This window comes from Bacillus crepusculi, assembly GCF_014764715.1.
In the GTDB taxonomy this organism is placed as follows: domain Bacteria; phylum Bacillota; class Bacilli; order Bacillales; family Bacillaceae; genus Bacillus.
The window spans coordinates 170,209-192,163 of record NZ_JACXXE010000004.1 but is presented as its reverse complement, the minus strand read 5'-3'; the positions used below and the strand labels follow the sequence as shown (position 1 = coordinate 192,163).

Sequence of the window (21,955 nt, the reverse complement as noted above, 5' to 3'; positions counted from 1 at the left end):
TAAACAGCTCCTTAATTATTAGGTTTTCGTTGAAATGTGAATGCTTGAAAGAATGAACTTTGAAGAGAATGTTAGGCAGCAAGACGATTGTCGCCGTCTTGCGCTATTGTTTGAGGGGTCTAGATGTGAAATTGTGAAACCATTTCTTTTAAGTCTCCTGCTAAATGGGCAAGTGCTTCTGATGAAGCTGTTACTTCTTCCATTGCGGCAAATTGTTCCTCTGTTAAACCGGCTACTTGCTGTGAATGTTCACTCGTCAGTTTAACGCCTTCTGTGATGGAGGCAAAGGACTGTTTCGCATCGTTTGTATAAGCTGCGATTTTTTGTGATGCACTCGATAAATGTTTAATGCCATCTGCCATATCTCTCATTGACTGCTGAATATCAATAAAGGATTCCTCTGTATGAGAGATAAGGACAGTCCCTTGAGCCGCTTCCTCTCTTACTCGTTTGATTGCACTCGTAGAATGTGTCATCTCTTTTTGTATTTCAGAAATGAGATGGGAAATCATGTTTGATGATGCTTGAGATTCTTCAGCTAGCTTCCTCACTTCGTCAGCAACAACGGCAAAGCCTTTACCGTGTTCACCTGCTCGTGCAGCCTCAATTGCTGCATTAAGAGCAAGAAGATTCGTTTGATTGGCGATGTCTGTAATGACTTTGGAAATATGATCAATTTCGACTGAACGTGTTTCCAATGCTTGAATCGCCGTACCATTCTCTTCAATTGATTTTGCAATAGACGTCATTTGTGAATGAACTTCCCCAATATTCTGTACACCTTTTTGGGACATTTCTTGTGCAAATTGACTTCTTGAAGCCATTTGTCCCGCATTTTCAGTGATGTTTGTCAGCTCATTGGATATTTGAATCATCTTGTGTTCACTTGCTGTCATTTGAGCTGACTGTTCTTCTGATGATTGTGCAATTTCTTGGATAGTGTGGGTGATTTTTTCTGATGCTGCACTCGTTTCTTCTGCGCTAGCTGATAGCTGCTCAGAGGAGGTGGCCACTAAATCAGATGTATTCATGACATTTAAAATGGTTTGATTTAATTTTTCCCGCATCTTATTAAAGTGGCCTGCCAGGTCAGAAAGTTCATCGCCAGCGTGATCTGTCACATTGATTGTCAAATCTCCTTCGCCTGCACTTTTAATCGCAGAAGCCATGTGCTTGAGGCGTGTCTGAATCCGTTTTGTAAAAATAGAAATGATGACGACAGAAAGGATAAGACTTAACAGCAGGACAATCACAAATTGAATATAGAATGACTGAAGCATTTGTGAAATCATGCTCTGATTGGCACCGGTATAAAAAATACCAATCGTTTCGCCTGCAGCATTTTTGATCGGCATATACGCCGTTTGATAGTCTTTCCCGGCAACATTTGCCGTTCCGTAATAATTTTCTCCTTTATCTAAAACAGTAGCCTTTACTTCAGGTGAGACCTCTGTACCCACAGCTCGTTTCCCGTTTAACATGACATTCGTGGCGACACGGGTATTTCCTTGAAAAATCGTAATTGTGTCTCCGGTGTAATCGGCTAATTGATCAACCAATGTATCATGATCATTGATTTGGGTCTCTCCTTTGTATAGCTTGTCTTCTTTAATCTGCCATGAGCCAGCCACCTTTTCATTTAGGTAGGCGTATCCTAGTTTTAAATCACCTTTTGCTTTTTCAGTGGCCATCTGTTTAATGTTCTCTGTCATTTCGCGATTCACTACATAACCAACAACAGCTGAAAAGACGATGAGGACACTTAAAAAGATCAGCATTATTTTGGCACCAAGCCTCAGTTTTCCCTTTTTCTTCATGCTTTTTGACTCCTTTAGGTATAAGGTAGGGTATCCCTCCTTAAGGTTTATCGGCATGAAAAAAATGTTTGAAATACCTGCAAGCCGTTACGCGGAATTTTTTTTAATGTAGAAAAGATGAATGGGACTAATCAATGATAAATTGGATTCTTGTGCCATCAGGATTATCTGATAATTGATGACTTACCCATGAGCCTGCCCCTCTGTTATCTGAAGGTCTTACATATTTCACAGAAGCTCCTGTGCCTCCTTCTTTACACATCGCCATCGGCCATTCGTCCCGATCATATCCACGCTTTGTTGGAACCCCACGAAGTGATCGCTCTCTCTGCTCATCGCTATTTTTACGATCAATCGTACAAATGGAGGATTGGCCTTCATCAATTGCCTCTTCTATGTGCTTGGCTGTTTCTGGATAACGATCTGATGGAAAGTGAATGGTTTTGTCGTAAGCTGAATTCGTCGTCTCTTGTTTGCCTTGCTCCAGCTGGATATAGCCTGTTGCTACACCAATGATAATCAATAAAAGCAAGAGAATGGTTTTAAGAAGTTTCATAGATGCTAGCTCTCTTTCTTTTTTGCGTATTTTGTAAACAGAAGTATAGCAGAATTACTTACCAATTTCTCCTGGTTTTGAAAAAACGTCTTTTAAAGTTCGAAAAACATTTTTTATTCGTTTTCTCTCTTTTCATACTTGTAGAAATCCATAAAAATTTTAATTTCACTGCTCATAAATTGATTATGCTGATGCAAAACGGCTTTATCATTGCTTTTTGGGCTAATTTCAAGAATTTAACACACAGAAATTTCAAAAAAATAAAATTGACTAGACCGATATGCTTTAATAATATGGAGTCAAATATCAAAAAATGTCGTAATTTATCAAAATATGATTCCATTTACATTGTAGGAGGGAAGTACAAATGGCGGATGTCTCTTATCGGCTCGGAATAGACATAGGCGGAACATTTACTGATTTATCGCTGATGAATGAAGCTACAGGGGAGCTGACTGAACTCAAAACACCCACAGTGACTGATGACCCAGCCCAGGGAATTATCAATGGGCTAAACCTTCTAAAAGAAAGAGGTGTCGATTTATCCAAAATCCAATATCTCGTTCACGGAATGACAATCGGTCTTAATACATTATTGCAACGAAAAGGAGCAGATTTAGCCCTTTTTGTGACGGAAGGTTTTCAAGATATTTTGTCACTACAACGTTTACGACTACCCATTCCTTATGACTTCAATTCTCGTTTGCCAGAACCATTGATACCACGAAAGCATGTATATCCAATCTCTGAAAGGTTGTTACATGATGGTATGATCAAAAAACCTCTCCATCTGCAGCAATTAGATGATGCTGTCCAGCAGGTCATATCTAAAAAGCTAGCAGGTATTGTCATTTCATTTTTACATAGTTATCAAAATCCAGTTCATGAATTACAGGCAAAAGCTTATATTAACCACCATTATCCGCAGCTAGAAGTCCTTACTTCATCTGAATTATGGCCTCAAATGAGGGAGTATGAGCGTACAGTGATGTCTGTTGTCAATTTGTACATTCAACCAAAGGTGAAGCAGTATTTACAAACATTGAAAAGCCGCTTGAAAGAGAAAGGTGTACCAATTTCTCCATACATTACGCAATCAAATGGTGGTTTAATGGATGCAGAAAGTGCAGCCACCTCACCTGTTAAAACTCTCTTTTCTGGTCCGGCAGCTGGTGTCATTGGTGCGGCAAGAATCGCAGCGTCTGCGAACGAATCCAATTTGATCACTTTTGATGTTGGGGGGACAAGTGCGGATATCTCTATCATTCAAAATGGACAGCCTACAATGGCCCAATCAAATCAGCTATCAGGTTTTCCTATCATTCTCCCATCTGTTGCGATGTATTCGATAGGAGCAGGTGGAGGTTCTGTAGCGTGGATTGATCAGGGCGGACTGTTAAAGGCAGGACCGGAGTCCGTAGGCTCTCAGCCGGGTCCAGCTTCGTATGGAAAGGGAGAGAAAGCAGCTTTAACCGATGCGTTTCTCATATGCGGTTATCTCAATCAAGAACGCTTTGCCGGCGGACATTTACAATTACAGCTGTCTGCTGCGAAAATGGCCTTTCAGCCAATTGCAGATCAGCTTCATAAAACGGTTGAGCAGGCGGCGGATCAGCTGATTCAAGTAGCTGTAGCCAATATGTATACGGAATTAAGCAATGTCATGGAGCAGCAAGGGTTTGACCCGAGAGATTTTAGTTTGCTAGCGTTTGGCGGCGCAGGACCTGTTGTAGCAAATTTCCTCGCAAGAGAAATTCATGCAAAAAATGTGGTTGTCCCTCCAAGTCCTGGCACATTATGTGCGCTAGGCGCTCTCACAGCTGATTTTATTCATGATGCGGTGCTGTCTAAGAAAATATGCTTACAAGACTATACGATAGATCAATTAAAACAAGATTACGAGATGCTTTCGCGTAAAGCGACTGATTGGTTCAGTCAGCAAAACATTCAGCATATCAAGCAGACGTCTATTCTATTATTGGCGGACGCACGCTATCAAGGGCAGGCATTTGAGATTGAATTGCCAATATCGGCTGACTGGCTAAGGCAAGAACAAGACTTGCATCAACTCTCTGAAGCATTTCACAAGCTGCATAAGCGTCAGTATGGACATAGAGATGATCGGGCGAAAATCGAGTTTACTCATTTACGAGTTCGAGTCATAGGCGAGACGCCGCCGCTGCCTTTCACACCTGTTCATGAAAGCAGTAGCCAGTCATTGAAGCCATATCATTGTAGACGTATCTTTATAGAAGAAAAAGAGTACGAAGCATCTGTTTATAACCGAGATACTTTGTCAGTAGGTTCTGCCGTAAAGGGTCCTGCCATTATTGAGCAGGATGATACGACAACATTGATCCTGCCAAACTGGTTAGGCAGCATTGATTCATCAGGAAACTTAGTGATTTCAAGGGAGGCGGCGTTACATGAGAACAGATCCAGCAAAACTTGAGATGATGCGCAGTTATTTTAATGCGATTGCATCAGGCATGGGGCATGTCATTGAGCGAACGTCATTTACGACCTTCGTAAAAGAATCGGCTGATTTTGCGACAGCATTAGCCACGCCTTCTGGAGATTTCTTTGTTTATCCAAAGACTGTCGGTGTGACGATCTTTTTAGGGCTGAGTCTAAAAAAAGCGATTGAAGAAAGCGGACCGATGCAGCCAGGAGATATTATCATCACAAATGACCCTTATACGACAGATGGTTTAGCGACTCATCTGCCAGATGTCCATATCATAAAGCCCATTTTTGTAGATGATGAAATTGTAAGCTATGCCTGGTCTTTTGTTCATGTAAGTGATGTGGGCGGACTTGTGCCTTCGAGTATTTCACCAACTGCGACGGATGTTCATCAAGAGGGATTAAGAATCCCCCCTGTGAAAATTTATGAAGGTGGAAAAGAGAATCAAGTCGTCCGGACCTTTCTAAGAGCTAACAGCCGGTCCAGTCATTTAAATGATGGGGATATCAATGCAATGATTGCTGCAGTCAATACAGCAGATATTCGGTTAAAAGAAATGATCGAGAAATTTGGAAAAAACGAAGTGAAACAAGGAATGATGGACCTCCTGAAGCAAGCCGAGGATCGTGCAGGAAAGGTCATTGAAGCCATTCCTGATGGAACAAGTGAATTCGCTGATTATTTGGATGATGATATGATCTCGGACGTACCGATCCGATTGAAAATCAAGTTAACGGTCAAAGGTAAACAGCTGACGCTTGATTTTTCTGAATGTGACCCGCAAGTAAAAACAGCCTTTAACCTTGTCACCAATGGTCAGAAGCATTCCTTCCTTTATCAAGGGTTGATTAATTACATCATTAGTAAAGATCCATTTATACCGATTAATGGCGGAATTACGTATCCAATCGATGTCATTTCTCCTAAAGGATCACTCGTACATCCAGAATATCCGGCTTCTGTCGGTATTCGGCATTCGATTACGATGAGACTGTACAATGTCGTGCTGGGCGCCATTGGTAAGCTGTTACCTGAAGCAGTGCCGGCGGCAGGTGCTGGTCAATCTGCCATTGTTGTTCTCTCTGTTCCTGACGATCAAACAGGCGGCAGGAAAATGTCTGTTGTCGAACCACTAGGCGGGGGCGGTGGTGCTCAAAAAGGTGCTGATGGAGTGGATGGAATTGATCATTCATCAGGCTTTTTAAAGAATACACCGATTGAGAGCTTGGAGCAGCATATTGATATTCATGTTCACCGATATGAGCTTCTGCCGAATACAGGTGGAGCGGGAGAATATAGAGGCGGACATGCGATCGGTTTGGAATTTGAAATGATCAAGCCAGAATCCATGGTGACAGCACGAGGAATGGAACGGATGAAGTTTCAGCCTTGGGGATTAATGGGAGGCCGAGCAGGTGAAGTTGGTAAGGTAAAGCTGATTACAGCAAATGGAGCAAAACAAGACGAGCCAAAAATAGATGTTCTGCGTCTTGAAAAAGGCGATACTGTTCAATTGGTTTCACCAAGTGGAGGAGGCTGGGGGAACCCATTTGCTAGAAAGAAGGAGAAAGTCCTTCAGGAAGTGGAATCAGGTCTATTAAGTGAAGAAAGAGCACTTCAGCAATATGGTGTCAAAGTCTATCTAGACCAAAATGAATGGAAAATCGACGAAGAGCAGACGAGTTGGCTTCGCAAGAAGGTTGATGATCATGACGTCGTATGGGATTTTGGCGAACAAAGAACAGCTTATGAGAAAGTATGGACGGACGAAGCAAGTAGTGAACTTGCTATTCAGCTACGTTCATACCCAGCCAATGAACGTACGCACTATAAACATGCAGTTCATACTCATTTCAGTCATAGAAATGAACCGTTAACAAAGACGGATGTTATTCAAGCACTTCGTCAAATGAAAGAACAAAAAGGGGGAAATGAATCATGAAAAGAAGATTCATCACTATTTTTGCAGGCATCCTATCAATGGTTCTATTGCTGACTGCTTGCGGTGGAAATGGACAGGATCAAAGCAAACAGCAGCAGACTGTCATCGTTGGCGTATACGGCGGCGATTGGGAAAAGAATATCAAACCAATCCTTGAAAAATTTGAAAAAGATACTGGAATTAAAGTTCAAACTGTCTCTGGGGCAGATTCTGAATGGTTTACGAAATTAAAAGCATCCAATGGCAAAAATCCACCGTATGATTTGTTGATTTTACAGCCTGATACGATTCAAAGAGGGATTGCAGCAAACGTTCTTGAGCCTATTGATGAAGATCAAGCACCGAATGTGAAAAAACTTTACCGTTCTGTACAAAAGAAGCTCACTGTTGATGGAAAACAATATGCAGCAGGCTTTAGTATGGGACAGCTAGGGATTGCTTATAGAAAAGACCTTGTGAAGCAGGAGCCAAATAGCTGGACAGACCTATGGAGCAGTCAGCTTAAAGGGAAGGTGGCTATTTCTTCTCCGACCTATTCAGCCGGCTTGCAATTTTTCTCTGCACTTGTCCACGCTCAAGGGGGAACAGAATCGAATCCACAGGATATCGATAAAGCGTTTAAAAGCCTAGCGCAATTAAAAGGGCATGTAGCTGCTTTTCCAGATAACCCAGGGTCTATTCAAACCTTGTTAGAACGTGGGGATGTTACGGCAGTTCCATATTGGGATGGCCGAGCATTTGCCCTTGAAGAAGAAGGAATGGATATTGGTTTCTCATATCCGAAGGAAGGCGCTGTTGCAGCTGTCGCGAGCTGGGCTTTAACAAAAGGAAGTCAGCATGAGGAAGCTGCTTATAAACTATTAAACTATTTAAGCGGAAAAGAAGCACAGGAGGCTTTCTCAGAAAAATCTTATTATGGCATGTCGAATTCTGATGTGAAATACAGTGACAAGATTAAGGGGAAAGTGAAGGTTGGAGAGAACTATTATAGCAAGCTGACTTGGGTAGATTATGAAACAGCGACTTCGGAGCTTGGCAATTGGACAAATCGATGGAACGAAGTATTAGGCGGAGGAAAATAGGTGATCACATGAGTGGAATTCATTTAGAACACATCAGCCAGCATTTCGGTGAGCAAATTGCTCTTGACGATGTCAGTCTTACGGTGGATGAGGGAGAGTTTTTCTCCCTTCTTGGTCCTAGTGGCTGCGGAAAATCAACGTTATTAAACATTATTGGCGGTTTTTTAGAACCGACAAAAGGAGCCGTCTATATTGGCGAGCAGGATGTGACAGCTTTACCGCCTTATCAAAGAAAAACGGGTATGGTCTTTCAAAGCTATGCACTTTTCCCTCATCTCACCGTATTTGATAATGTGGCGTATGGACTGAAGGTTCAAAAGAAAAAGAAGGAAGAAATCAAGCAAAAGGTCATGGAGAGCTTATCTCTTGTTCAATTGGAGGAATATGCGAAACGTATGCCGCACCAATTGAGTGGTGGTCAGCAGCAGCGGGTAGCCATTGCAAGGGCACTTGCGATTCAGCCGTCTGTTCTCCTACTTGATGAACCTCTGAGTAACCTAGATGCAAAACTAAGAAAGAATATGCAGACTGAGCTTCGAAATATTCAAAGGAATGTCGGGATTACGACCATTCTCGTGACACATGATCAGGAAGAAGCCTTAAGCCTATCTGACCGAATTGGGATTTTAGGAGAGGGGAGAATCCAGCAGATTGGGACGCCTTTAGAGGTATATCGTCAGCCAAACAATCGGTTCGTCGCTGAATTTATCGGACAGGTCAATATATTTGAGGCAGTGTATGATGAAGCTAATTTCACGTTCACTGTCCCGCATTTAACTCAAACAAACGGACAGCATGTTCAGTTGAAACCTGCGGCACATAAAGAAAAGAGAGAGAAGTATTTATTCATGCTGCGTCCTGAAAGAATCAACATATCTTCTGTCAAAGAGGAAGCTCAGCCAAACCATGTTACGGGTGTTTTAGCAGACGTCAGTTATATCGGGCACTCATTACGTTTGGTCGTGGGTCTTGATAAAGGTGAACTCATTGTACATGCATCAGATGCCGCATTTCCTCAGCTGCCGGAGGTTGGAGAAACCGTCCATATTCATTGGCAGCCTGAAGATGTTGTTTTCTTAGATTCGAAGGTGCATACGTGATGCGAATGAAAAAAAAGAATCAACGATTTCATTGGTTGATGCTGCTGCCAGCCTGTTTGTTTCTTGTTGTATTTCTTCTGGCTCCGCTTGTGATGATGTTTGTCCTCAGTTTTCGTGATGTTGATTCGATGATGAATACATTACAAACGTATAGCTTTTCTCAATATATTCATGTGTTCACGACAGATGCATATGTGAAGGCGATTGGAAGTACAGTGTGGGTGGCTTTGCAGACAACGGTGATTTGTTTATTGATGGCATATCCCGCAGCGTACGTACTCGTCAAGGCACCTAACCGGCGACTACGGGCATTTTTCTATATCTTACTTGTATCGCCGCTTTTGACAAGTGTTGTGATTCGGACGTTTGCATGGATCGTTCTTCTCTCGCAGAATGGTCTGATTAATGGCATGTTATTAGATTTACATGTGATTAAGCAGCCGCTCTCTATGCTCTGGAATATGAATGCGGTCATTATTGCTTATGTTCAAGTCATGCTGCCTTTTGCGGTACTTCCTATCGCAACAAGCTTAACCGATATGGACCGTCATTTAAGACCGGCTTCTATGAGCCTTGGCGCTGGCCGTATTCGAACCTTTTTTCATGTGACCTTGCCGCTTACCATTCCAGGCATGATCACTGGAGCGATTATTGTTTTCTCACTAGCAGCAGGGAGTTATATCACCCCGCTATTAGTTGGCGGACGGATGCAGCCGCTCTTGCCGCTGTCTATTTATCAGCAGGTCATGCAGGTATATAACCTGCCTCTTGCTGCTGCCATGTCATTTACTTTGTTGGTGTGTGTGCTTGTGGTGGTCAGTCTATTAAGCTATTTATTGAAGCGTTGGGAGGCGAGGATGCATGCGTAAAAAGTCAATGGGTGACCGCTTGCTTTCAATCCTGATTTGGACTGCTGGCTCATTGGTTTATCTCTTTTTAACCATACCCGTTCTTGTCATTGTCCTTTCTGCTTTTAGTCCGAATGCTTTTCCCGAATTCCCGCCGACTTCGTTCTCTGTTCGTTGGTTTCATGAGGTCGTGTCAAACCCAGAATGGATGGAATCGCTGCGTATCAGTGTCATTCTGCTATTCATCGTGACGCCTCTTACTGTTCTTTTAGGAACAATGGCTTCGTATGCTTTGGCGAGACTTTCCTTTAAGGGAAAGGAGGCCATTCAAGCGTTTATTCTGTCACCTCTCATGATTCCTCAGGTGGTGTTAGGGATTGCGATGCTTTATTTGTTTACAGCGATGGGCTTTACAGGTTCTTTGTGGGCGCTAGTTATTGGTCATGTCATCATTGGTTTTCCGTATGTGGTTCGAACGGTAGGTGTCAGCGTCTCAAATCTTGATCCGCGGCTTGAGCTAGCTTCAATGAACCTTGGTGCAGGACCCGTGCGCACATTCTTTCGAGTCACACTACCCTTGATCAAGCCAGGAATCATTGCAGGCGGAGTGTTTTCAGCTGTGACGTCATTTGGGGAAATATCGATCAGTTTGTTTGTCTCCTCTCCCCAAACCATTACGATTCCAGTGAGGACGTTTAATTACATTGAGCAAACCTTTGATCCGAGTGTCAATGCGATATCCGTCATATTTATTATCATTTCTATCATTGCGTTGCTCATTATTGAGAAAACGATCGGCCTGTCTAAGGTGATGTAAATATAATGAAGAAACAAGGAGCTGTCATTTGGAATGGCAGCTCTTTTTGTGTTGTTTTTATGGTAAAAATTTTCAAAGTTTTAGGGAATATAGTTCTTAAGATTTAAGAAATCGCGAGGAACGAAAGGAGACCTATCACCTACATTTTCGGTCATATTTGCAAAATTTAAGGAGAAACATGAAATTTTTGCGGTATTTAGTTGATTATTTTCGGTAGATCGCAACTATTATTAGTTATTTTCGGTAAATATCGTAAATTGCGATGTGATCCCTTCGGTATAACGCATGAATCTTTACACCCATTTTTCGGTGAAAAAAACAATAATTTCATATAAAGTGTACGTAAATAGAAAATATCTAAAAGAAAAGAAGAAAAAGGCAAATCTATGGAAACATAGAGACGCAAAGCCATGTCCTAAGGTAAATGTTGCTTTTTTGCTATGGTCGGCAGGCTACCGAATCAAAATGGGAGTTCCTCCGTTTTATTCGGGGTGGGCTCCTTTTCCGTTATTCCGTCTATTTTAATGAAATAGACTTGGTTCTTTTGATATAGAGGGTGCAGGGTTCATGTTGGTGGAGAAAACATAGAAGAGGCGGAGGATAAGAATGAATACAGTTTATTACCCCTTAACACATGCGCAAAAGAGAGTATTCTATACGGAAAAATTTTATCCAGGTACAAGTATTTCAAATTTGGGTGGATTCGCCAGGTTGAGATCGGTATCAGGTCTGGATCCCTCTTTGGTCGTTGACGTGCTTCAAGCGTACATTCGCCAAACTGACACTCTTCGTTTGAGGCTTGTGTACCGGCATGAGCAGGGGGAGCCTGTTCAATATATCAAACCATATGAGAAGCAGCCGATTCGCATGGTGGAAGGCTGGAGTGAAGAGGATGTGAGGGCTTGGGCGAACGAGCAAATACGTGAGCCGATGCCGTTGATTGACAGTCCCTTGATTGAATTTACGGTCTTTCAAATCAGTGACCAAGAATGCTGGCTGTTCTGTAAAGCACATCATATTGTGGCAGACGGCATTTCCATTATCTTGATGGGAAATCGCATTATCGATTTATATCATGACATGCTGCAAGGGGTAGACATCTCGCCGGTGGAAGAGATTTCCTTCGTTGATCACATTAAGAGTGAGCAAGCCTATGAATCTTCTAAACGTTTTCAAAAAGACCAAGCTTTTTGGAATGAGCAATTTGCCCATATGCCAGAATTCGCTTCTTTAAAACCGCATAAAGGTTACGATACGAGTTTACATGCGGAGCGATTTTCGGGAGATATTCCAGATTCTTTGAAGGAAAAGCTTCGTGTTTTTTGTGAGGAACAGAAAGTCAGTATGCTCTCTATGTTTATGTCCACTGTTTATATTTATTTACATCGATTTAGCGGCGTGGAAGATGTGGTCCTCGGAACCTTTATGGGCAACCGGACAAATGCCAAAGAAAAAAAGATGATTGGTATGTTTGTTTCCACGATCCCAATGCGCGCATCTGTTCATGGGTCACAGTCATTTCTTGATTTTGTGAAGCAGGTTATGGCGGATCAGATGAAGATCTTGCGTCACCAAAAATACCCTTACAATCTGCTCATGAATGATCTGCGAGAAAGAGAAGGGTTTACAGGGCGTCTTTTTGATATTTCTTTAGAATATCAGGTCATGCAGTGGCAGAAAAAAGAGAATCTGTCTTTCATTACTGAACCGATTTTTAGCGGGAGCGGAATGAATGATATTTCGATTCATGTGAAAGACCGCTGGGATACAGATACATTGACCATTGATTTGGATTACCGTACCGATTTATTTAGTGAAGATGATATGAGCAAGATGTTTGATCGGTTCACGGTATTACTAGAAGCGGCGGTTACTCAGCCTGATCAGCTGATTGGGACATTGCCTTTACTTCCAGCCAGTGAGCAAAAAGAGCTACTGCAATTATCTGAGGGAGAAGGGTTTGAAAGACCAGCAGCAAAATCGGTTCATCAGTTATTTGATGAGGCAGCAAACAAGTATGCAGAGCGGACAGCCGTTGTAGCAGAAAATGGAACATTCACTTATGGTGAGCTGTATCAAAAGGCAGAAAAGCTGGCACGATTTTTACAAATGAAAGGAATTTCGCGTGATGTGCCTGTTGCTGTTTTAATGGACCGAAAGATAGATGCTATGGTGGCGATCTTCGGCATATTAAAGGCTGGCGGAGCGTATGTACCGATTGATCCGGCATTACCTGAGGAGCGTATTCAATTTATTGTGAAGGATTCAGGTGCTTCCATTGTGTTAACAGAGGAATCGTTCGTTCAAAATGACCCAGTCCTCTCGGAGAAAATGATCGTGCAGCAGCATATTTTATTAAATGATGCCTTGCTGCCTGAGCTCGAAAATCAGACGGCACCTGAGGATTTGGCTTATATGATTTATACATCGGGCACGACCGGAAAGCCGAAGGGCGTCATGATTGAGCATCTTCAGCTTCATCATTTGGTCCATGCTTTGCATCATGAGGTTTATCAAGGAGCAAGAGCGCTTCAAATGGCGCTTCTTGCACCATTCCATTTTGATGCATCGGTGAAACAAATCTTTGCTGCCCTTTTATTTGGGCATACGCTTCATATCGTCCCGCGAGAAACGACGAGAAATGGTGTACAGCTAGCGGATTATTATCGAAAGCATCAAATTGAAGCAGCGGATGGAACACCGGCGCATGTGCAGCTTTTACTTGCAGCGGATTTGAGCGGTTTGTCATTGCTTCATATGTTGATTGGAGGAGAAGCATTGCCTGCGAAAGCGGCGCAGTCTTTGATCGAAGCGGTTCGTATGAGTCAGCCCGATTTTCATCTATGGAATGTGTATGGTCCAACAGAGACATGTGTGGATGCGGCGGTTCATCGTCTAGACCTCAATGAACTGCGGACATCATCTGAACAGCGTTATGTCTCGATTGGAAAGCCTCTTGGTCATCATCGTATTTATATTTTAAATGAACATGATCAATTACAGGTGCGGGGTGCTGCTGGAGAGCTATGCATTGCGGGGATAGGTGTTGGACGAGGCTATGTGAATCAGCCTGAGTTGACGGAGCAGGTATTTACGAAGGATCCGTTTTCTCCACATGAACGGATGTATCGGACAGGGGATCTAGTCAGGTGGCTTCCGGATGGCACGATTGATTATCTAGGCAGAATGGATGATCAAGTGAAAATAAGGGGGTACCGCATAGAAACAGGCGAAATTGAAGCCGTGATGGAGCAGGTAGATGGAGTTGATCAGGCTGTTGTACTTGTGGTTGAAGAAGCAGATGGTGAGAAGGCGTTAAGTGCTTTTTACCAGGTCAGCCAAGAAGGTGTGTCAGTTGATGCGCTACAAGCCGCTATCAAACACCAGCTTCCGGCATACATGATGCCTCTTTATTTTAAAGAACTCGATGTATTTCCACTCACAGTAAGCGGAAAAGTCGACCGGCGTGCCCTCGCCTTATTCAAAGTGGAGAAGGCTGTCAGTGCTGTGTATGTAGCGCCTAGAAACGATGTAGAAACGAAGCTCGTTTGCTTGTGGGAAGAAGCTCTGGATCAAGAGAAGATCGGTGTATATGACTCCTTCTTCGATCGAGGCGGGCATTCACTCAAAGCAATGACAGTACTCACACATATTCAGCGAGCTTTTCAAGTAGAGGTGCCATTGTCTGTTTTATTTGAGCAACAGACGATTGCCGCATTGGCTGTCTATATTGAGCAAGCGGGAAAATCCGCTCAAACGGTCATACCGAAAGCACCGATAGCAGCCGATTATCCATTGTCACCTCCACAGCAGCGCGTCTATATGGTGAGTCAAATGGAGCAGAGCATCGCATACCATATGCCGGCAGTTGTGAGGCTAAAAGGAACACTGCAGTTAGAAAAGCTGACTGAAGCCTTTGAAAGACTGATTACGCGTCATGATATACTGCGCACTTCTTTTCATACAATCAAGGGTGTCCCTCGGCAGCGGATAGCTCCATCAGTGTCCTTTCAAATAGAGCAGCTGACAGGCGGCACGATGGAAGAGAACATGCAGCAATTTGTCAGACCTTTTGATCTTGAGTGTGCGCCACTTCTTCGTATTGGCTTGCAGTCATTACATGATCAGGAGCACCTGCTCTTTTTCGATATGCATCACCTCATTTCCGATGGTCTTTCGATTGATTTGATGCTGCGTGAGTTGTCAGATGCTTATGAGGGATCGGTTAAAGCACCATTGAAGCTGCAATATCAAGATTATGCTGTTTGGCAAGAACATCAAGGCTTTCAAAAAGAAGAGGCATTCTGGCTGCAAGAATTTTCTGGAGATATTCCTGCTTTACAGCTGTTAACCGATTATCAGCGCCCACCTGTTCAATCCTTCGCAGGGGATCGCGTGATTAAAGACATAGATGAAACGCTAAAAGATCAATTACAGGAGCTTGCAGTGAAGCACCACACGACACTGTATACGGTTCTGCTCTCTGCTTACTATACGTTGCTTGCGAAATACACGGGCCAAAGGGAATTTGTGGTCGGGACACCGGCGGCAGGGCGTGTGCATGCAGACCTAAATGACATGATTGGCATGTTTGTCCAGACACTTGCATTGCGGTCAGAGGTAGATCCGAATGGAACCATGTCGCAGTTGATCGAGCGAGTAAAGGAAAAGACGATGCGGGTGTTTGAGCATCAGCAATATCCATTTGAGCGGTTGCTTGAAAAGCTGAATGTGCCAAGAGATTTTAGCCGCCATCCGTTGTTCGATACCGTCTTTACGCTGACGCCGGATCATTCAACAGCCCAGCATATTGGAGAGATGAAAGTCGAAGTTGAAGAAACCAATTTCCATATTGCGAAATTTGATTTAACTCTGCAAGCGATGGAGTCAGGTCATGGGGTATCCTTCGTTCTCGATTACAGTACGGCATTATTTAAACGAAGTACAGCAGAGCAGATGCTCAAGCATTATGTGTATCTTCTGGAGCAAATGGTCAAAACACCGGAGGAAGCGATTCGTTCTTATCGTTTACTGTCTGAACAAGAGGCGGAAGCTCAACTGAATATGTGGAACCCGTTACCTACGCCTTATCCTGCGGATGAAACGATTGTGACGCAGTTTGAAGCACAGGTGAAGCAATACGGTCAAAAGTCTGCACTGCAATGTGAAGGTGTGGTTCTTTCTTATCAAGAACTGAATGACCGAGTGAACCAGCTAGCTCATTATTTGCGTGAAAATGGTTTTGAGAAAGGGATGAAGGCGGCCTTATTCTTTGAACGATCCAACGAGATGGTGTTGTCTGTTCTGGCTGTGCTAAAGGCGGGCGGTGTCTATGTACCAATTGATCCCGATTTCCCTGATGAGCGAGTGAAGCACTTTTTGACAGATAGCGATGCACAATTTGTACTGACACATCAGGTGCTACGCCATCGTTCGGTGCTCGCTGCTTTTGAGGGAGTAATCATTGAAACAGAGGATCAGGCTATTGATCAGCAATCAACAAGAAATACAGCTGTATGTGTCTTGCCGGAAGACTTGGCGAATTTGACCTATACATCTGGTACAACTGGCAAACCTAAAGGAAATATGGTGACACACCGGAACATTTTGAGAACGGTGAAGCAATCAAACTATCTTACCATTCTTCATGAAGATACGGTGATGAGCCTCTCAAACTATGTATTTGATGCCTTTATGTTTGATGTGTTTGGAGCTCTATTAAACGGAGCGAAACTCATTGTTCTGCCAAAAGCCAGCATCTTAAACATAAATGAGCTTTCAGGAGCGATTGAGAAGGAAAAAACCAGTATTTTAATGATCACAACAGCTCTTTTTCACTTACTTGTTGATCTGAAAAAGGACAGCCTGAAGAATGTAAGAAAAGTGTTGTTTGGCGGAGAGCGTGCTTCTGTGCCTCATGTCGCATCTGCGCTTGAAACGGTTGGAAAGGGCAAGCTTGTTCATATGTATGGACCGTCTGAAAGCACGATTTTCACCACCTATTATCCTGTAAATCACATTGAGAAGCAGGCATTATCCATTCCAATTGGAAAGCCAGTGAGTCAAACGGCTGTTTATATTGTAGATGAATTTGGTCATGTGCAGCCGCCAGGTGTTGCAGGAGAGCTTTGTGTCGCTGGCGATGGACTGGTGAAAGGATATTATCAGCAGCCAGCATTAACAAGCGGAAAGTTTGTCGAAAATCCGTTCCGTCCTGGTGAGATCATGTATAAAACGGGCGATCTTGCACGCTGGCTGTCAAATGGTGATATTGAATTCATCGGACGGATCGATCATCAAGTCAAGATTCGAGGGCAGCGAATTGAACTTGGAGAAATTGAACACCAGCTGCTGCGACATCCGCAATTGAAGGAGGCCGTTGTGATTGCCGCTTCAAATGATACATTATGTGCGTATTTCACAGCAGAAGGATCTGTCTCATTGGCTGATTTACGTGAGCAAGTAGGACGTGAATTACCTGTTTATATGATGCCGGCATTCTTCATGCAATTAGACGAGCTTCCATTGACAGGTAATGGCAAGGTAGATAGACGAGCTTTACCGGCGCCTGATCTAAGTGAGCAGGCGGTAAATGAGTATGTCCCTCCTCAATCGGATACGGAGCGTACGTTGGCACACATTTGGGAGGAAGTACTTGAAGTGCCGCGCATTGGCAGGCACGATCATTTCTTTGAATGCGGGGGCCATTCGCTGCGCGGCATGAAAATGCTAAACAGACTGTATGAAGAGATGCAAGTGGAGCTTACCTTGAAGTCTTTATTTGAATCTCCCACATTAGAGGCGTTTGCCCTTGCGGTTGATCAAATGGATGAAACGGAGATCAAGCGGGTGGAGAAAGCGGAAGAGGCGGCCTTTTATCCAGTGACATCTGCTCAGAAAAGACTGTTCGTTCTGGAGAAAATGACCGATGCTGCGCAAAGCTATCATATGCCAGCTGTCTTAAAGCTTAAAGGTGTCTTTGATGAAAAACGTTTTGAAAAGGCGATTAAGCAGCTTATCCATCGTCATGAAGCTTTCCGAACGAGCTTTGATTTCGTTCAGGATGAACCTGTTCAGCGGATTGAAGAAAATGTCTCTGTAGACATTGAAAGAATCGAAGGGAACGGCCAAGGCATTCAGGAATTGATGAATGACTTTATACGTCCGTTTGATTTAGGAAGAGCACCTTTACTCAGAGTAGGTCTTGTTTCTGTCTCTGTAAATGTTCATTATTTACTGATTGATATGCATCACATCATATCAGATGGTGCATCTGTTGGCATTTTAATCGAGGAGCTTTCAGCCCTGTATCGAGGAGACAAACTCGAGAACTTACCAGTTCAATATAAGGATTATGCTGTTTGGTTAAAAAGTGAGGAATCTGCTGCACAAAAAGGTACCGAAAAGGCATTTTGGCTGGAGCAATTACAAGGAGAACTTCCTGTACTGGCACTGCCGGAAGACCTGCCAAGACCAAAAGTGCAAACATTCGCAGGAGATCGCGTCTCATTTACGATCGATGGGTCGCTTAAAGCGAAATTGGATGAGCTGGTCAGAGCACTCAACAGTACGACGTATACAGTTCTTCTTGCTTGCTACAGTACCCTTTTAAGCAAGCTTTCAAGACAAGAAGATATCATCATCGGTTCTCCGGTTGTGGGCAGAACCCATCCTGATATTCAATCTGTGATTGGCATGTTTGTGAACACGCTGGCACTTAGAACAAAGCCAGCAGGACATCAGACAGTTGCTGAATTTGCGTCAAATGTTCATCAGCTTGTATTAGAGGCAAACGAGCATCAGCTGTATCCGTTTGAAGAATTGGTAGACCAAGTGCAAACGGTTCGAGACACAAGCCGTCATCCAATCTTTGATGTGGTGTTCTCAATGGAAAATGCGGACATTCGTGATTTGTCGATGGATGGACTTCACATTGTGCCACAGCCATTCGAAGAGAATATCGCTAAATTTGATTTGACCTTAACTGGAAACGAAAAGGCTGATCACATTGAGCTTGTGTTCGATTTTAATTCTTCTATCTTTCAACAGTCGTCGATTGAAAAGTGGAAGGAGTTTTTCCTTCATTTATTGGAACAAATGGTATCAGCACCAGATCAATCGCTTGATCAAATGCAATTATTATCACCGAAGCAGCAGCAAGAACTCATCAATGAATGGTCAGGACCTGTCCTAGACGTCCCGTCAGACCAAACAGTTCATGCACTGATTGAAGCTAAGGCGGACAAAGCTCCTCATCAAAAAGCGGCGACCTTCTGCGGAACAAGCTGGACGTATGAAGAGATGAACAATCGAGCGAATGGAGTTGCTCAGAAACTGCTCTCTCTTGGCACAAAAACAGGAGACCGCGTCGGCATTCTCACCCGCCCATCGCTTGACATGACGGCGGCTGTCCTTGGCGTCCTGAAGGCAGGAGCGGCATTTGTCCCAATTGATGCGGATTACCCAGCTCAGCGTATTGCGTACATGCTGGAGGACTGCGAGGCAGAGGTGCTTCTGATTCAAAAAGGATTGACTGCATCATCTTCTTTCACAGGTCATGTCCTATTGATAGAAGATGCCGTAGAAGGCGAAGCGCAAGAGGTTCAGGTTCATGTGAAACCAACGGATCTCGCCTATATGATTTACACATCGGGAACGACTGGACAGCCGAAGGGTGTCATGGTCGAGCATCATTCCCTTGTGAATCTTGCTTTCTGGCACAATGATGCCTTCCAGGTGACAAACGCGGATCGAACCGCAAAATATGCCGGCTTTGGCTTTGACGCCTCCATTTGGGAGATGTTCCCGACGTGGATGGCCGGCGCAGAGCTGCACATCATCGACGAAGCGATTCGTCTCGATATGATCAAGCTCAATGCGTATTTCAATGAACAAGGCATCACTATAGCGTTCCTGCCGACCCAGCTTTGTGAGCAGTTCCTAGCGATGGACAATCATTCCTTGCGCTATTTACTGACAGGCGGAGACAAGCTGAAACAGGTGAAGCCAGTTCCGTACAAACTCGTCAATAACTACGGTCCGACTGAGCATACAGTCGTGGCGACAAGCGGAATCATCAACCCAGATCATGGCACGCTTCCGATTGGAACAGCGATTGCCAATACCCGTTTTTACATTTTTGGTTCGTTATATGATCTCTCGCCGCCAGGCGTACCGGGTGAGCTGGTGATTGCGGGGAAAGGTCTGGCAAGAGGGTACTGGAATCTTCCGGAGGAGACGGACAAACGATTTGTCCCAGATCCATTTTATCCAGGGGAGCGCATGTACCGCACAGGCGATTTAGTGAAATGGACAGCGGATGGCGAGCTAATCTATCTCGGCAGAAAAGACCATCAGGTCAATATCCGCGGCTTCCGTATAGAACTGTCAGAAATTGAAGCCCAGCTTCTTGAACTAGATGCAGTCAAAGAGGCAGTCGTGACGACTGTAAAAGATGCGAGCGAACAAGATGCGCTTGTCGCTTACGTCATCACGGATGAAGAAACAACGGATTTAAAAGAAAGCTTAAAACGTACATTGCCAGACTATATGGTGCCATCATGGATCATCCATCTCGACCAATTTCCAATGACGGCAAATGGAAAAGTCGATCTGAAAGCATTACCAGCGCCTGATCTAGAGGCGAATCAAACGACATACGAAGCACCTAGAGATGAAGTCGAAGCCCTTCTTTGCGACATATGGGCAGACGTGCTTGGCGTAAGCCAGGTCGGGATTCACGATCACTTCTTTTTCCTAGGCGGAGATTCAATTAAAGGTATCCAAATGGCGAGCAGGTTAACGCAAGAGGGCTGGAAGCTCGATATGAAGCTCTTATTCCAGTATCCAACGATTGCGGGGCTCCGCCCATATATTGAAGAAGCCGATCAAATGACGGCGGACCAATCACCTGTCGAAGGGGAAGTGATATTGACCCCCATTCAGCGCTGGTTCTTTGAACGAAATTTCAGCGACCAGCACCATTGGAATCAATCCGTTATGCTCCATGCGCCAAATGGTTTAAATGAAGCAATCGTCAAGCAAGTATTGGAGCAACTGATGATCCATCATGATGCCTTGCGCATGGTGTATCCATTGGAAGAGGGACGGATCATCCAGCGTCATCGTGGAGTCGAAGAAACCGTTGTGACCATTGATGTGATGGAAGTACAAGGAGAGCTCACGCAGCAAATGCAGCAGGTAGAAAAGCTGGCAAATGAAGTGCAGGCGAGTATGTCTTTAACAGAGGGACCATTAGTGAAACCTGCTATTTTCCGAACGGATCAGGGGGATCACTTATTACTCGCTGTCCACCATCTTGTCATCGATGGTGTATCATGGCGAATTTTCCTTGAAGACTTCATGGCTCTTTATGAACAATCGAAGCGCGGAAAAGTCCTTACGCTTCCTGAAAAAACACATTCCTTCCAAGAATATGCGCAGAGGCTGACAGAATACGCTATGTCAGATGACCTGCTAGCAGAAAGAGCCTATTGGAAAAAGGTGCTTGCGCATTCCGTTACACCGTTTCAAAAGGATCATGTCACGGATGATCAACGAATGCTTCATGTGCAGACCATTCGCTTTACATTGTCTGAGGAGGACACGCAGAGCCTTTTGACGGATGTACACGAGGCATATCAAACAGACATCAATGATATTTTGCTGACAGCATTAGGATTGTCCATGAAGGAGTGGACAGGTGAAGACAGACACTTTATTCATCTTGAAGGACATGGAAGAGAGGACATCCTTCCGGCAGTCAATGTGTCGCGAACCATTGGCTGGTTTACAAGTATGTACCCTGTGTTATTGGATATGTCGCATGCAGACGATCTTTCTTATCAAATCAAGTATTTAAAAGAGGAACTCAGGCACATTCCGAACAAGGGGATCGGCTATGGCATTTTAAAATACTTAACCCCTGACAAGATGAAAAACGATATGGCGTTTGATGTCACACCAGAGATCAGCTTTAACTATCTTGGTCAGTTTGATGAACAGATCGGCGGCGGTGAGTTAAGCCGTTCCACGTGGCATGCAGGTCAATCGCTGAGCCCTGAATCAGAGAAACCTCATGCGTTAGATATTGTTGGTTTTGTTGAGCAAAGTGTGCTCCATGTGACGATTTCTTATCATCTCCTTGAATTTGAAGAACGCACGATGGAACAGTTCAAGAATCTCTTAGAAAAGAATGTGAAGGCCCTGATCTCACATTGTCTATCACGGGATGAGACCGAGATGACACCAAGTGATGTAGGGGATGATGATCTCACCATGGATGAACTTGAAAAGCTAATGGATATATTTTAAGCAAACGAAGAGG

General features: G+C 43.9%; 9 protein-coding genes and 1 riboswitch. Of the genes, 7 read left to right on the top strand and 2 right to left on the bottom strand.

What is annotated here, in order from left to right:
- Positions 1–119: 119 nt before the first annotated feature.
- A complete protein-coding gene (locus tag IEE86_RS09850) occupies positions 120–1,817 on the bottom strand; it encodes a methyl-accepting chemotaxis protein (protein WP_191097062.1) in 1,698 nt (565 codons plus the stop codon).
- Between the two features lie 127 nt (positions 1,818–1,944).
- Entirely contained in the window at positions 1,945–2,373 is a 429-nt protein-coding gene (locus IEE86_RS09845) for a NucA/NucB deoxyribonuclease domain-containing protein (protein ID WP_191097061.1), read from the bottom strand.
- Positions 2,374–2,740: 367 nt separating this feature from the next.
- Between IEE86_RS09845 and IEE86_RS09840 the strand changes: the two genes are divergently transcribed.
- The 7 genes from IEE86_RS09840 (at position 2,741) to IEE86_RS09810 (ending at position 21,942) form a co-directional block, all read left to right on the top strand.
- A complete protein-coding gene (locus tag IEE86_RS09840; RefSeq protein ID WP_191097060.1) occupies positions 2,741–4,825 on the top strand; it encodes a hydantoinase/oxoprolinase family protein in 2,085 nt (694 codons plus the stop codon).
- Complete coding sequence (locus IEE86_RS09835) at positions 4,800–6,782, top strand: hydantoinase B/oxoprolinase family protein (RefSeq protein WP_191097059.1); 1,983 nt, start codon at positions 4,800–4,802, stop codon at positions 6,780–6,782. Before IEE86_RS09840 ends, IEE86_RS09835 begins: the two co-directional genes overlap by 26 nt.
- The gene (locus IEE86_RS09830; RefSeq protein WP_191097058.1) at positions 6,779–7,864 is read left to right on the top strand and encodes an ABC transporter substrate-binding protein; all 1,086 of its coding nucleotides are present in this window, start codon (positions 6,779–6,781) and stop codon (positions 7,862–7,864) included. Before IEE86_RS09835 ends, IEE86_RS09830 begins: the two co-directional genes overlap by 4 nt.
- Positions 7,865–7,872: 8 nt before the next feature.
- Positions 7,873–8,964, top strand: coding sequence for an ABC transporter ATP-binding protein (locus tag IEE86_RS09825; protein WP_191097057.1), 1,092 nt, complete (start codon positions 7,873–7,875; stop codon positions 8,962–8,964).
- Positions 8,964–9,833, top strand: a complete 870-nt coding sequence (locus IEE86_RS09820; RefSeq protein ID WP_191097056.1) for an ABC transporter permease — start codon at positions 8,964–8,966, stop codon at positions 9,831–9,833. The genes IEE86_RS09825 and IEE86_RS09820 overlap by 1 nt, the downstream gene beginning before the upstream one ends.
- Positions 9,826–10,629 carry an ABC transporter permease gene (locus tag IEE86_RS09815; protein ID WP_191097055.1) on the top strand — a complete coding sequence of 268 codons (804 nt, stop codon included), beginning with the start codon at positions 9,826–9,828 and terminating at the stop codon, positions 10,627–10,629. Before IEE86_RS09820 ends, IEE86_RS09815 begins: the two co-directional genes overlap by 8 nt.
- Positions 10,630–10,996: 367 nt before the next feature.
- A riboswitch (cyclic di-GMP riboswitch) is annotated at positions 10,997–11,089 on the top strand.
- Positions 11,090–11,235: 146 nt separating this feature from the next.
- Positions 11,236–21,942, top strand: coding sequence for a non-ribosomal peptide synthetase (locus tag IEE86_RS09810; RefSeq protein WP_191097054.1), 10,707 nt, complete (start codon positions 11,236–11,238; stop codon positions 21,940–21,942).
- Positions 21,943–21,955 lie beyond the last annotated feature (13 nt).

What these genes read in the sequence shown, in the direction of transcription:
- IEE86_RS09820 (WP_191097056.1), top strand. Translation starts at nt 8,964, where the DNA reads ATGCGAATGAAAAAAAAGAATCAACGATTTCATTGGTTGATGCTGCTG.
- IEE86_RS09810 (WP_191097054.1), top strand. Translation starts at nt 11,236, where the DNA reads ATGAATACAGTTTATTACCCCTTAACACATGCGCAAAAGAGAGTATTC.
- IEE86_RS09835 (WP_191097059.1), top strand. Translation starts at nt 4,800, where the DNA reads ATGAGAACAGATCCAGCAAAACTTGAGATGATGCGCAGTTATTTTAAT.
- IEE86_RS09815 (WP_191097055.1), top strand. Translation starts at nt 9,826, where the DNA reads ATGCGTAAAAAGTCAATGGGTGACCGCTTGCTTTCAATCCTGATTTGG.
- IEE86_RS09850 (WP_191097062.1), bottom strand. Translation starts at nt 1,817, where the DNA reads ATGAAGAAAAAGGGAAAACTGAGGCTTGGTGCCAAAATAATGCTGATC.
- IEE86_RS09825 (WP_191097057.1), top strand. Translation starts at nt 7,873, where the DNA reads ATGAGTGGAATTCATTTAGAACACATCAGCCAGCATTTCGGTGAGCAA.
- IEE86_RS09830 (WP_191097058.1), top strand. Translation starts at nt 6,779, where the DNA reads ATGAAAAGAAGATTCATCACTATTTTTGCAGGCATCCTATCAATGGTT.
- IEE86_RS09845 (WP_191097061.1), bottom strand. Translation starts at nt 2,373, where the DNA reads ATGAAACTTCTTAAAACCATTCTCTTGCTTTTATTGATTATCATTGGT.
- IEE86_RS09840 (WP_191097060.1), top strand. Translation starts at nt 2,741, where the DNA reads ATGGCGGATGTCTCTTATCGGCTCGGAATAGACATAGGCGGAACATTT.